Annotated in this window: 13 protein-coding genes; 3 read left to right on the top strand and 10 right to left on the bottom strand. The window is 60.6% G+C overall.

Annotation, left to right across the window (positions count from 1 at the left end):
* Position 1 precedes the first annotated feature (1 nt).
* From RLEG4DRAFT_RS32685 to RLEG4DRAFT_RS32665, 5 genes are all read right to left on the bottom strand, one after another.
* Entirely contained in the window at positions 2-670 is a 669-nt protein-coding gene (locus RLEG4DRAFT_RS32685; protein WP_003583265.1) for a phosphoribosylanthranilate isomerase, read from the bottom strand.
* Positions 671-849: 179 nt separating this feature from the next.
* Positions 850-1,608: a M48 family metallopeptidase gene (locus RLEG4DRAFT_RS32680; RefSeq protein ID WP_003583261.1), complete on the bottom strand. Its 759-nt coding sequence runs from the start codon at positions 1,606-1,608 to the stop codon at positions 850-852.
* An 85-nt stretch (positions 1,609-1,693) separates the two neighbouring features.
* Positions 1,694-2,128: a DUF2852 domain-containing protein gene (locus RLEG4DRAFT_RS32675; RefSeq protein WP_003583260.1), complete on the bottom strand. Its 435-nt coding sequence runs from the start codon at positions 2,126-2,128 to the stop codon at positions 1,694-1,696.
* Positions 2,129-2,273: 145 nt separating this feature from the next.
* Positions 2,274-3,551: a polyhydroxyalkanoate depolymerase gene (locus RLEG4DRAFT_RS32670; protein ID WP_003583258.1), complete on the bottom strand. Its 1,278-nt coding sequence runs from the start codon at positions 3,549-3,551 to the stop codon at positions 2,274-2,276.
* Positions 3,552-3,752: 201 nt separating this feature from the next.
* Positions 3,753-4,595, bottom strand: a complete 843-nt coding sequence (locus tag RLEG4DRAFT_RS32665) for a fumarylacetoacetate hydrolase family protein (protein WP_003583256.1) — start codon at positions 4,593-4,595, stop codon at positions 3,753-3,755.
* 271 nt (positions 4,596-4,866) lie between these two features.
* Between RLEG4DRAFT_RS32665 and RLEG4DRAFT_RS32660 the strand changes: the two genes are divergently transcribed.
* Both RLEG4DRAFT_RS32660 and RLEG4DRAFT_RS32655 read left to right on the top strand, forming a co-directional pair.
* Positions 4,867-5,151 carry a DUF2218 domain-containing protein gene (locus tag RLEG4DRAFT_RS32660; protein WP_003583255.1) on the top strand — a complete coding sequence of 95 codons (285 nt, stop codon included), beginning with the start codon at positions 4,867-4,869 and terminating at the stop codon, positions 5,149-5,151.
* Between the two features lie 43 nt (positions 5,152-5,194).
* Positions 5,195-5,794, top strand: a complete 600-nt coding sequence (locus tag RLEG4DRAFT_RS32655) for a nitroreductase family protein (RefSeq protein WP_003583253.1) — start codon at positions 5,195-5,197, stop codon at positions 5,792-5,794.
* Between the two features lie 67 nt (positions 5,795-5,861).
* On the opposite strand, the gene gyrB is transcribed toward RLEG4DRAFT_RS32655, so the two are convergent.
* The 5 genes from gyrB to RLEG4DRAFT_RS32630 all read right to left on the bottom strand — a co-directional run bounded on the left by gyrB (position 5,862) and on the right by RLEG4DRAFT_RS32630 (position 11,191).
* Positions 5,862-8,297 (bottom strand): DNA topoisomerase (ATP-hydrolyzing) subunit B, encoded by a 2,436-nt coding sequence (gyrB, locus tag RLEG4DRAFT_RS32650; protein WP_037094973.1) that lies wholly within the window; start codon positions 8,295-8,297, stop codon positions 5,862-5,864.
* A gap of 135 nt (positions 8,298-8,432) precedes the next feature.
* Entirely contained in the window at positions 8,433-8,810 is a 378-nt protein-coding gene (locus tag RLEG4DRAFT_RS32645; protein ID WP_003583249.1) for a helix-turn-helix domain-containing protein, read from the bottom strand.
* A complete protein-coding gene (locus tag RLEG4DRAFT_RS32640; protein ID WP_003583247.1) occupies positions 8,807-9,376 on the bottom strand; it encodes a Smr/MutS family protein in 570 nt (189 codons plus the stop codon). The genes RLEG4DRAFT_RS32645 and RLEG4DRAFT_RS32640 overlap by 4 nt, the downstream gene beginning before the upstream one ends.
* Entirely contained in the window at positions 9,376-10,494 is a 1,119-nt protein-coding gene (gene mltA, locus RLEG4DRAFT_RS32635) for a murein transglycosylase A (RefSeq protein WP_003583245.1), read from the bottom strand. Before mltA ends, RLEG4DRAFT_RS32640 begins: the two co-directional genes overlap by 1 nt.
* Complete coding sequence (locus tag RLEG4DRAFT_RS32630; RefSeq protein ID WP_003583243.1) at positions 10,487-11,191, bottom strand: Tim44/TimA family putative adaptor protein; 705 nt, start codon at positions 11,189-11,191, stop codon at positions 10,487-10,489. Before RLEG4DRAFT_RS32630 ends, mltA begins: the two co-directional genes overlap by 8 nt.
* A gap of 131 nt (positions 11,192-11,322) precedes the next feature.
* Between RLEG4DRAFT_RS32630 and RLEG4DRAFT_RS32625 the strand changes: the two genes are divergently transcribed.
* Positions 11,323-11,829: an FxsA family protein gene (locus RLEG4DRAFT_RS32625; protein WP_003583241.1), complete on the top strand. Its 507-nt coding sequence runs from the start codon at positions 11,323-11,325 to the stop codon at positions 11,827-11,829.
* The last annotated feature ends 57 nt before the right edge of the window (positions 11,830-11,886 follow it).

Here is an 11,886-nt window from a genome sequence, read left to right as displayed (position 1 = left end):
CTCAACTCCCTGAGGCCATGACAGGCGCATCCGCCTCTTCAACCGCATCGAAAAATTCATCGATCATTGCGACGCTCTTGACGCCAGGCGCAGTTTCGACGCCCGAAGAGACGTCGATACCACGTGCCTTGGTATTGGCCAGCGCATCCGCGACATTGTTCTTGTTCAGCCCGCCGGACAGCATGTAGTCGATGCTGCCATCGAGCCAGGCGAGAAGGCTCCAGTCGAAGGAAATGCCGTTACCACCCGGCAATTCGGACCCCTTCGGCGCTTTTGCATCGAAGAGGAAACGATCGGCGATGCCGATATAGGCCTCGACACGCTTCAGATCATCGGCCGTGCGCACCGAAAATACCTTCATGACCGGCAGACCATAGAGCGCCTTTATGGTCAGCACATGTTCGGGGCTCTCATTGCCGTGCAGCTGCAGAATATCCGGCTTCAGCAGCGAGACGATCTCGTCCAGTTCGTCATTGCTGGGATCGACGACAACGGCGACGATCTTCGCCTTGCCGCGCGCCGGCTCGGCAAGTTTTGCCGCCAGGTCCGGTTCGATATAGCGCGGGCTCTTTTCGAAAAAGATAAAACCGATGTGGGTCGCGCCGCGTTTCAGCGCGCGATCGACAGCTTCAGGCGTCTTCAAGCCACAGATCTTGATATCCGGTTTCATGGCAGCGAAGTGACACGAAATGCGGCAAGAGTCGAGCCAATTTGCATGGAAAGCTGTATTTAGCGCGGCTTTCGGCTCAAGCGCGTCGCATCAAACTGGATTCATGCGACGGGCTTTAGCGCCTTGTTTTTATGCATGTCGTTCTCCAGGAACCGCCGCACATTTCCGGGTGACTTGAATTAGTCGAAATCAATGGCGTGCAACTGGCTGCCATGCCGCTTCAGCCAAGTCTTTGCCTCTTCCATACCGGGGCAAAGCTTGCGGCAAAGCGTCCAGAAGTGCGGGCCGTGGTTCATTTCCTTGAGATGGGCAACTTCGTGGGCGGCGAGATAATCGATCACCGACGGCGGCGCCATGACGATACGCCAGGAAAAGCTCAGATTTCCTTCCGACGAACACGAGCCCCAGCGGCTGCGGGTATCCTTCATCGAGATCGAGCGGATCGGCGCCCGGATCGTGCCGGCATGCAGCGTCGCCAGTTTTACGAGGTCGGCGCGCGCCTCTTTCTTGAGAAAGGCCGCGATGCGCCGCCCGACATGTTCCTCCATTCCGCTGACCAGCAGCACCGGTCTGCCATCGACGGAAACCGCTTCTGTCAGGCCGCGCAAGCTGCCGGTATGCTGGATCCGATGGGAAACGCCGCGAAAGGGAATTTCGCCGCCGTCGCGCAGGCCGGCATCAGTCGAAAACTTGGCAAGTTTGGTCAGCAGCCAACCCTGGTGCCGGTCGAGAAAGGCATTGACCTCGCGCGCCGCAAGACCTTTCGGCACGGTCATCTTCAAGGCCCGGCCGCCCGGCTCTATGCGCAAGGTGATGCGCGTCGCCCGGTCGTGCTGCTTGATGGTCAGCGGCATCAGCCGGCCGGCTACATCGAGCGTCCGCGTTTCGGGCGGCGCCGGTTTTCGGGCTTTCGGCCTTGTTTTCAGAAGCGAGAACATGGTTGTTTTCTACCCGATTCGCCGGGGGAGCGGACATAGAAAAACCGGCATCGGAAGATGCCGGTCACTTTCAGCGTTCAGGCCTTCACGGCGTCTGGTATTCAGCGACCGGGCCGTTGTCGTCACGCTTGGCGTTCCTGCGGTCACGCATGAAGCGATCGAACTCTTCCTGGTCCTTGGCGCGGCGAAGTTCGCGCATGTAGGCGTCGAATTCCTCGCGCATTTCATCGAGCTTGCGGCGCTCTTCCTCGATCCGGTCGATCTCGGCCTTGCGCCAGTCGTCGAAGGCGACATTGCCGGTCGAGAAGTGCGGGCGGTGCCGGCCGTTCGAACGGCGGCAGGAGGCAAAGAAGCCATCGGTCGCCTGGTTGACGTCACGCTTGAAGCCGCGCAGACGGTCGCCGAAGATGATGTAGGCAAGCATGGCAAGACCCAGAGGCCAGAAAACCATGAAGCCGAGAATCATCAGGGCAATGGTAGCCGGAGTCCAATCCGGTCGAAGCAATGCTGACTGGTTCATCGTGCGGGTATCCCTCGCTTTCCGCGCCCGGCAGGATACCGAACGCTGAAATCGATGTGGTTACCGCAACAACGGCCTTCAAGACGATTGCCCATAAAATCGGACAAGGCCTTGAATCCGTTTTGCTAATTCAGCTGCGCCTAAATCAGGCGCTGCGACCGCCCTTGATGACGCGCGGCACCGGCGGCTTGACGGCGGAACGGGAATGCTCGCGGACGAAATTGATGATGCGCGGCGCGATCTCGCGGCGGAACCGCGAGCCGTTGAAAACACCATAGTGGCCGACATCCGGCTGAAGATAATGCATGCGCATATTTTCGGGAATGTTGACGCAGATGGTCTGCGCCGCCTCGGTCTGGCCGACGCCTGAGATGTCGTCGTTCTCACCTTCGACGGTCAGAAGCGCCACCTTGCGGATGGCCGCGGGATCGACGCGTTTGCCGCGATGCATCAACTCGCCCTTCGGCAGGGAATGCTTGATGAACACCTGCTCGACCGTCTGCAGGTAGAATTCGGCGGTCAGATCCATGACGGCGAGATATTCGTCGTAGAAATCGCGATGTTTTTCCGGCTCGCCGTCGTTCTTCACCAGGTGCATGAAGAATTCCTTGTGGGCGACCAGATGCCGGTCGAGATTCATCGACATGAAACCCGAAAGCTGCAGGAAGCCGGGATAGACCGGACGCATGAAGCCCGGCTGCGGCCAGGGCACGTTCATGATGACATTGTCGGAGAACCACTGCAGCGACCGCTCCTGGGCAAGCTGGTTGACCGCCGTCGGGTTGATGCGCGTGTCGATCGGGCCGCCCATCAGCGTCATCGACGACGGCGACAGCGGATCATTGGCTTCTTCCATCACGGCAGCGGCCGCCAGCACCGGAACGGACGGCTGACAGACAGCGATCACATGCGTGTCCTGACCGAGGAAATGCAGCATCTCGATGACGTAGTCGACGTAGTCGTCGAAATCGAAGCTGCCTTCCGTCATCGGGACCATGCGGGCGTCGATCCAGTCGGTGATGTAGACATCGGCACTCGGCAGCAGCGCCTCGACCGTCCCGCGCAGCAGCGTCGCATAATGGCCGGACATCGGCGCGACAATCAGGATGCGCGGGTCGTTGCCGCGGGCACCTGGACCACTGCGGGCGAAATGCAGGAGATTGCAGAAGGGGTGGGACCAGACGATCTCTTCGCGAACAAAAACCGTCTGCTCACCGATCGTCGTCTGATTCAATCCGAATTCCGGCTTGCCATAGCGGCGCGTCGTGCGTTCGAACATTTCGAGGCTTGCCGCAATCGTCCGGCCGAACGGCGTGTGGGAAAACGGGTTCAGCGGATTGGCATAGGCAAATCGCATGATGTCTGCCGCGGCGCGAAACGGCGCCATGGCGGCATGGTTCAATTCATAAAGCTGATAAAACAAAAGCGCCACCTTTCTCTATCGAAAAGATGACGCCGATTGAGAGGCATCGACTCTTTCCGTTACGCGGGCACGTCACGCAGACTAACAGTTTTTTGTTGCGCAGCAACATGGACGACCCAGACCCGCACAAGAAATGCCGGAGAAGTGACTCTCCGGCATCATTATCGGCGTGAAAACTAAGGTTCTCAGCAGGAATCGTCGTTAACGATCCGCTACGAAGGTCTGCTTCTGGGTGCCGAGGCCCTCAATGCCGAGTTCGACCACGTCGCCGGCCTTGAGATAACGCGGCGGCTTGAGGCCCATGCCGACGCCCGGAGGCGTGCCGGTCGAGATCACATCGCCGGGATGCAGCGACATGAACTGGCTGAGGTAGGATACGAGGAAAGCAACCCCGTAGACCATGGTCTTCGATGAGCCGTTCTGCATCTTCTGGCCGTTGACCGTCAGCCACATGCCGAGGTTCTGCGGTTCGGGAATTTCGTCCTTGGTCACCAGCCAGGGGCCGATCGGGCCGAAGGTGTCGCAGGATTTGCCCTTCGTCCATTGCCCGGACCGTTCGGTCTGGAAAGCGCGCTCGGAAACGTCGTTGGAGACGCAATAACCGGCGACATGGTCCAGCGCTTCGGCTTGCGTGACATATTTGGCCGTCTTGCCGATGACGACGCCGAGTTCGACTTCCCAATCGGTCTTTTCCGAACCGCGGGGAATGACGACATTGTCGTTCGGCCCGACGATTGCCGATGTTGCTTTCATGAAGATGATCGGCTCCGGCGGAACGGTGGCGCCGGTTTCGGCGGCATGATCCGAATAATTCAAGCCGATGCAGATGAATTTGCCGGTGCCGGCGATGCAGGCGCCGATGCGGGTGGGGGCAAGTTCCGGAAGGCTCTTCGGATCGATCGCCGCTATTCTTGCAAGGCCGGCCGGGGTGATCACCTCGCCGCCGATATCGGCGACATGCCCGGAGAGATCGCGGATCTTGCCATCGGCATCGAGAAGTGCGGGTTTTTCACTGCCTGCTTCGCCAACACGCATCAGCTTCATGGAATTTCCTCCTCATCGAAAACGGATTTGCAGCCACCTATGAACGAATTATTCACCGGTGTCATTACGGCTTTGCCGCCAAGCGGTACGGCTTTTCCTGAATTCGGATCAATTTCGGCGCAAACCGCATGAATTGCCGCATCATCGACGCCGAGTGAGGCCGTTTTTCTGAAGACAGTCCGTCTACCCAACTGCGACGGCGTTGCACTTGCCAAGGCTGCGAAGCAGGAAATATGACTCGGCTCCAGTCCGAGATGAGATGGAGTTTGAAATGCACCTCTCCAAAGCCGTCGTGCCCACCGAACATGCAAGCCGCTATCTGCAGCAGCTCTGCAAACACTGGAGCCATAAATTCAGCGTCGATTTCGACTCGCACAAGGGTCGGGTGCCGTTCAGCGAGTCGGCCGAGGTGACGTTTGCCGCCGACGATGCGGCGCTGACCATGATGCTTTCCGTCGCCGATCCGGCGCAACAGACAAGGATGCAGGGCGTCATCGACGATCATCTGAAGCGTTTTGCCTTCCGTGAGGAACTCGACATCGTCCGGACGGACTGATCCAACCCCGATCCGAATTTCTGCCCCAACCCCGGGAACAAGCATGACACAGAGCAATAACCGCGAATCCCAATATCCGATCGATCCGATGTTTCTCGACCGCTGGTCACCGCGCGCCTTCACCGGCGAAATCATCGAGGAAGCGCAGCTGCTCAGCCTGCTCGACGCCGCCCATTGGGCGCCATCCTCGTCCAATCAACAGCCCTGGCGCTTCATCTATGCCCTGAACGGGTCGGAGCATTGGCAGAAATTCGTCGCATTGCTGGTCGCGGCCAACCAGGAATGGGCGGCGAATGCGTCGGCGCTGGTCTTCGTCGTCTCGCGCGGCTTCACCGGGATTGCCGGTTCAGGTGAGGAAAAGCCGAGCTACACCCATTCCTTCGATGCCGGTGCCGCCTGGGGGTATCTGGCGCTCCAGGCCCGCCTCTCCGGTTTCTATGCCCATGGCATGGGCGGCATCAAACATGACGAGATCAGCCAGACCTTCGCCATTCCCGAGGGGTACCGGGTCGAAGCCGGCATCGCCGTCGGCCGTATCGCCGACAAGAGCGTGCTTTCCGAGCGCTATCAAGCGCGCGAATTCCCCAGCCAGCGCAAACCGCTCTCCGAGGTCGCCTTCAACGGCCGTTTCGTTGCCAACTGAGCGGTGAGAACAAACGAAAGCCCCGCCATCCCTTGGGACGGCGGGGCTTTTTCATGTCTGATATCCATCAGATATCGAGGTTTGCGACGCTCAGCGCATTGTCCTGGATGAATTCGCGCCGCGGTTCGACTTCGTCACCCATCAACCGGGCAAAGAGGCCGTCGGCATCGGTGGCGTCGTTGACCTTGACCTGCAGCAGCGAGCGGACGTTCGGATCGAGCGTCGTTTCCCAGAGCTGCTCGGCGTTCATCTCGCCAAGACCCTTGTAGCGCTGCATGGTCAGGCCCTTGCGGCCGGTTGCAAAGATTGCGTCGAGCAAGGCACGCGGGCCTGAGATCTCGACATCGCCTTCGCGTCGATGCAGCGACGGCGGCGTCTGATAGATTTCCTTGAGGCGCGCAGTCAGCTGGTCGATATGGCGGGCATCCGAAGAGCCGATTAACGCCATGTCGAGCACGACGATTTCCCGGACGCCGCGGACCATGCGTTCGAGGCGCAAGCCGCCATCGCTGCTCAGATCACCCTGCCAGCCGCGCTCGGTCTCCTCGGCGATGATGTCGAGGCGTCCTGCCACTTCGTTCGCCAACGCCAGCGCCCTTGTCGGGTCGCTGGCGAGTTCGGCGTTGAGGGCACCGGCGATCGCCGCCTGTTCGACGGCGGAACGATTGTAGCGCGAATGGAGATTGTCGAGCAGAGCGCGCATGCGCAAAGCATCGAGGATGACCTCGCGCAGATCCTGGCCGGTGCGGACTTCGCCGCTGCCGAGCTTCAGCGCCGCATCTTCTAGGCCCTGGCTGATGAGATATTCCTCGAGCGCCTTTTCATCCTTCAGATACTGCACAGACTTGCCGCGCGAGACCTTATAGAGCGGCGGCTGAGCGATATAGAGGTGGCCGCGCTCGATCAGTTCCGGCATCTGGCGGAAGAAGAAGGTGAGCAGCAGGGTCCGGATGTGGGCGCCGTCGACGTCGGCGTCCGTCATGATGATGATCTTGTGGTAGCGCAGCTTTTCGACGTTGAACTCGTCCTTGCCGATGCCGGTGCCGAGGGCGGTGATCAGCGTACCGATTTCCTGGCTCGACAGCATCTTGTCGAAACGGGCGCGCTCGACGTTGAGGATCTTGCCGCGCAACGGCAGGATCGCCTGGTTCTCGCGCGAGCGACCTTGTTTGGCCGAGCCGCCGGCCGAATCACCCTCGACGAGGAAGACTTCGGATTTTGACGGGTCACGTTCAGAGCAGTCGGCAAGCTTGCCCGGCAGCGAAGCGATGTCGAGTGCGCCCTTACGGCGGGTCAATTCACGGGCCTTGCGGGCCGCTTCGCGAGCGGCGGCTGCCTCAACGACCTTGCCGACGAGAATCTTGGCTTCGCTCGGATGTTCTTCGAACCAGGTGTTCAGCGCCTCGTTGACGAGGCTTTCGACGACAGGGCGGACTTCTGAGGAAACCAGCTTATCCTTGGTCTGCGAGGAGAATTTCGGATCGGGCACCTTGACCGACAGCACCGCCGTCAGGCCTTCGCGGCAATCTTCGCCCTGCAGCGTCACCTTTTCCCTTTTGGTGATGCCGGAATTGTCGGCATAGGAAACCACTTGGCGCGTCAGCGCCGCGCGGAAGCCGGCCATATGCGTGCCGCCGTCGCGCTGGGGAATGTTATTGGTGAAGCAGAGCACATTCTCGTGGTAGCTGTCGTTCCACCACATCGCCACTTCGACGGTGATGCCGTCCTTTTCGCCGCGGATGGCGACCGGCTTGTCGACAAGCGACTTCTTGGCCCGGTCGAGATAGGCGACGAAAGCCTCGAGGCCGCCGTCATACCGCAGTTCTTCCTGCTTGATATCGGAATGGCGCTTGTCGGTCAGCAGGATGCGGACGCCGGAGTTCAGGAAGGCGAGTTCGCGAAGACGGTGCTCCAGCGTGCCGTAGTCGAACTCCGTCATCGTGAAGGTGCCGGTGCTCGGCATGAAGCTCACTTCGGTGCCGGTCTCATTGGGCGCGTCGCCCGTGACCTTCAGCGGCGCATCGGCGACGCCATGGGTGAAGCTCATTTCATGGATCTTGCCCTGGCGGCGGATCTTCAGCTTCAACCAGACGGACAGCGCGTTGACGACCGAAACGCCGACGCCGTGCAGGCCGCCCGAGACCTTGTAGGAGTTCTGGTCGAACTTACCGCCGGCATGCAGCTGCGTCATGATGACTTCGGCCGCCGACACGCCTTCGCCGGTGTGAATGTCCGTCGGGATGCCGCGGCCGTTATCGGTGACCGTCACCGAGCCATCCGGATTGAGGGTGACGGTGACGATGTCGGCATGGCCGGCGAGCGCTTCGTCAATCGCGTTGTCGACGACTTCATAGACCATGTGATGCAGGCCGGAGCCATCGTCGGTATCGCCGATATACATGCCGGGACGCTTGCGCACCGCATCGAGGCCCTTCAGAACCTTGATGGAATCTGCGCCATATTCGGTGCTTACGCCGTTTTCCGTCGCGGATGTATCGCTCATTCTGTCGAGATTTTCCCTGTTGTCGTAAAGCTGCGGCGCGCCTTGCGAATCACCGGCTTTCTTCACTCTCGTATATAGGTTTTTTGAACCCGGTTCCCAATGGCAACTCCCCTGAACAAGGCATAAAACAGGGGATTATGACGCTTTTCCGTCGCCTTTGCCGTGATTTTCGAGAAGAGCCGATAGCCGGCCTATCTCGGCACTGTCAAGATTGCGAATCCGCCGCGCCAGTCGGTTGGCAAATTCGGTATATTCCGGAGGCAGGCCTGACGTGTCGATGACCACGCGCGGGTCGGAGGAGCGGGCGAGCAGGAACAGTTCCTCCGCCTCATCCCAGATGATGTTGAAATAGCCGGCGATGCGCTGCAGCAGATCGAATGTCGGCAATCCACGCTTGCCATGTTCCAGCGCCGAGAGATAGGCGGGCGAGACATTCAGCGCTTGTGCCATCTCCTTCTGCGAGACACCTTTGCGCGCTCTCAGCCGGCGAACCGCCTCTCCGAAGGGAGTCATGGCCTTTCCCCATGCCGCCGCGACAGGCGGATATAGAGAGCGCCCTCACCGCCATGCTGCTGTGCGGCCGACTCATAGGAAGAGATCAGGTAGCGGAATTCCGGCTTCGAGAACCACAGCGGCACGGCCCGCTTCAGCGCGCCGTCGCTGCCCATCGAGCTGCCCTTGCCGGTTATGACCAAGACATGCCTCATACCGCGATCGTGGGCGCGGATCAGGAAATCGAGAAGGATGGCATGAGCCTCGCTCTGTACCAGCCCGTGCAGGTCGATCCGCGCTTCGAGCGCCAGCCGGCCCTTGGCGATCTTGCGCTTGACCGGCTTTTCCAGCGGATGATGCACCCCGGCCGATGGTTTCGCCGTCGCGGGTGCTGCTGGCTGGAAGGGAATCGCCGATGTCGGTGCCTGCTTTTCCGCTTTCTCCTGTTCCGCCGCCGCTTCGGTTTCGGCGAGAAAAGCGTCGAGTTCGGTCAGTTCACCCGCCTTGCCCGGCATCGGCCGCGTGCTGCGGGCAACCTTGCCCCAGAGGATCCTCTCATCGGCGCTGAGTTTGCGATCCCTGGCCATCAATCGAATCGTCCGGCGGCGGCATTGGGAATGAGAATGGCGAAATCGGCGTCGTTGCGGACGGTACCGGCCATTTCACCCGATAGATCCCCCGAGCCGGTGAAGATATCGCCGCGCACCGGTCCGACGATCGCCGAGCCGGTATCGAGCGCCAGCATCAGCCGGCGGAAGGGCCTGCCTTGATCGAGGTGGGTGAGGCTTTCGGCGCGGATGAAAAAGGGAAAGCCGAAGGTATGGATCATCCGGTCGACCGCAAGTGAACGCCCGGCGAGAAGCGGCACCTTGGCGGCGGCGATCGGACCGGCCTCGGGATCGGCCACCGGCGCTTCTCGGAAGAAAATGTAAGAGCGGTTATGCCACAGCACCTCGTCGACGCGCTCGGGATTGCGCGCCAGCCAGGCACGGATCGTCTGCATCGAGATGTCTGCGCGATCAATCTCGCCTCGGTCGATCAGCAGCTTGCCGACCGCGGAGAAGGGATGGCCGGCCTTCGCCGCATAGGTGATGCGGCCGATACGGCCGTCTTGACAACGCAGGCGGGCCGCACCCTGCACATGCACGAAGAAGACATCGACCTTCGACTTTGCCCAGGCGATTTCGAGACCGCGGCCTTCGAGATAACCCTGATCGATGGCGCGGCGATCCGGATAGGCGTCGATACGGCCGTCATGCCGACGGCCGAAAGCATAGGAATTGTCGAGCTCGGCGGGGCGATTGGCGTCGTCGAGATCGATCAGATCGTCCGGGCGCCGGTAGAAAGGGAAACGGAAAACCTCGTCCGGCCGCTCCGAGACCTCGATATCGGGTTCGTAGAAGGCGGTGACGAAGCCGGAATTGCCATCCTTGCGGCGGATCAGGAAGGGCCGACAGTGGGTCTCGAAAAAGGCGCGCGCCGAGGCCGGAGATGACGGCGTGAAATCTTCGGCGGCGAGCAGAAGCGGAAGCAAGTCTTCGGCGCTCAGGCCAAGCGATCCGGTGCGGTAAGGTTTGACATCGGTGATCTGCCGCCGGCAGCGTCGCATGACTTCAAAAAGGCCGGAGGGATCGTCATCCTTCCAGCCTTCCAGGGTATCGAAGCTTATGGCCTGCAGGACGAAGTCCGATGCGTGGTCACTCATGTTCCGATTCGGTCGCCACGAGTTTCCAGTTCGGATCGCGCGAGCGGGTGTCGCGGGCGAAGGTCCAGAGGTCGTTGACCTCGGCGACGTTTTCGGCGTCGCCTTCGATCAGCACATCCGCTTTATCGTAGGTGGCCGATATCAGCTGGCTGATGATGCGGACGGTGATCTGCGCTTCACTGCCCTTGGTCTCCGCATGGGTGATTTCGGCCTTGTCGATGCCCACGAAGGTGGACTTGACCTTCTCACCCCGAGTTTCGCGCTCGCCGATCGCCGCATCGAAGCCGTCATAGACTTCACGCGACAGCAGGTTCTTCAGCGATTTCCGGTCGCCATCGGCATAGGCCATGACGATCATTTCGTAAGCCAGGCGGGCGCCATTCAGAAATTCCTTCGGGCTGAAGGCGGGATCAGCCTTGTTCAGCGCGCGCAGCGATTCGTTGAGCGGCGTTCCCGGGGCGGCGACGGCATCGATGGCGGCGAAACGATCCTCATCCTCCGTCGTCGCATCGCGGCGCGGCAGCGTCACGACCTTGCCGGCATCGGCGGCTTCGGCAGGTGCCGCATCCCGCGGCGTATAGAGATCGCGCGGCGGCTTCTCGTTTCCAGTGCGGCGCCCGAGCACGGAGCGGAGCTGAAAGAAAATCAGCACAGCCGCCACCAGGAAGAATAATGTGATGAAGTCGTTCGAACTCATATCGTATCGCAGCCGCCGTTAACATCTCTGATTTGTACTCCCATATAGTCTGCCTATACAGATGATTCAAATGATGGCTGGCATCTTCGCCGGCGCCAAGAGGAGACCGGTTAGCCCGGGACATGACGATCATGCGTTTTTCGATCCTGCCAGCTTTCATTCTGCTGCTGCCGCTTGCCGAAATTGCCGGTTTCGTCGTCGTCGGCCGGGCAATCGGATTGTGGCTGACGCTGGCGCTCGTCATGCTGGGCTTCGTTCTCGGGCTGGTTCTGCTGCGCCGGCAGGGCATCGGTATTTTGCGCCGCATGTCGAGCGAAGGACGAAACGGGGTGATGCCGGGTCGCGAGCTGTTGCGGCCGGCGATGAACGTCATCGCCTCGCTGCTGCTGATCATTCCCGGCTTCCTCACGGATATCGTCGCGATCCTCATTCTCATTCCGCCGGTGCGCGATCTTGTCTGGCGGTGGGTCGCCAAGCGCTTCGTCACCATTAATGCCAAGGGCGGCTTTTCCGCCGGACCACAGCCCGATTTCCGCGACCGCAAGCCGAACTCAAAGGTGGTCGATCTCGACGATGAGGACTATCATAGGGAGCCGGACCGCAACTCGCCGTGGTCGGGCAAACATCTCGGCGACTGAGGCGCTTCGACCGATCAACCGGACCAAGCGCCTAGGGTTGTAAGCCCTCCCCTGAAA

The organism is Rhizobium leguminosarum bv. trifolii WSM2297 (genome assembly GCF_000271845.1).
This window is presented reverse-complemented; position numbering and strand designations above follow the sequence as displayed.

Coding starts and splice junctions, on each gene's coding strand:
- RLEG4DRAFT_RS32685 (WP_003583265.1), bottom strand. CDS start 670: ATGAAACCGGATATCAAGATCTGTGGCTTGAAGACGCCTGAAGCTGTC.
- RLEG4DRAFT_RS32680 (WP_003583261.1), bottom strand. CDS start 1,608: ATGTTCTCGCTTCTGAAAACAAGGCCGAAAGCCCGAAAACCGGCGCCG.
- RLEG4DRAFT_RS32675 (WP_003583260.1), bottom strand. CDS start 2,128: ATGAACCAGTCAGCATTGCTTCGACCGGATTGGACTCCGGCTACCATT.
- RLEG4DRAFT_RS32665 (WP_003583256.1), bottom strand. CDS start 4,595: ATGAAGCTGATGCGTGTTGGCGAAGCAGGCAGTGAAAAACCCGCACTT.
- RLEG4DRAFT_RS32660 (WP_003583255.1), top strand. CDS start 4,867: ATGCACCTCTCCAAAGCCGTCGTGCCCACCGAACATGCAAGCCGCTAT.
- RLEG4DRAFT_RS32655 (WP_003583253.1), top strand. CDS start 5,195: ATGACACAGAGCAATAACCGCGAATCCCAATATCCGATCGATCCGATG.
- gyrB (WP_037094973.1), bottom strand. CDS start 8,297: ATGAGCGATACATCCGCGACGGAAAACGGCGTAAGCACCGAATATGGC.
- RLEG4DRAFT_RS32645 (WP_003583249.1), bottom strand. CDS start 8,810: ATGACTCCCTTCGGAGAGGCGGTTCGCCGGCTGAGAGCGCGCAAAGGT.
- RLEG4DRAFT_RS32640 (WP_003583247.1), bottom strand. CDS start 9,376: ATGGCCAGGGATCGCAAACTCAGCGCCGATGAGAGGATCCTCTGGGGC.
- mltA (WP_003583245.1), bottom strand. CDS start 10,494: ATGAGTGACCACGCATCGGACTTCGTCCTGCAGGCCATAAGCTTCGAT.
- RLEG4DRAFT_RS32630 (WP_003583243.1), bottom strand. CDS start 11,191: ATGAGTTCGAACGACTTCATCACATTATTCTTCCTGGTGGCGGCTGTG.
- RLEG4DRAFT_RS32625 (WP_003583241.1), top strand. CDS start 11,323: ATGCGTTTTTCGATCCTGCCAGCTTTCATTCTGCTGCTGCCGCTTGCC.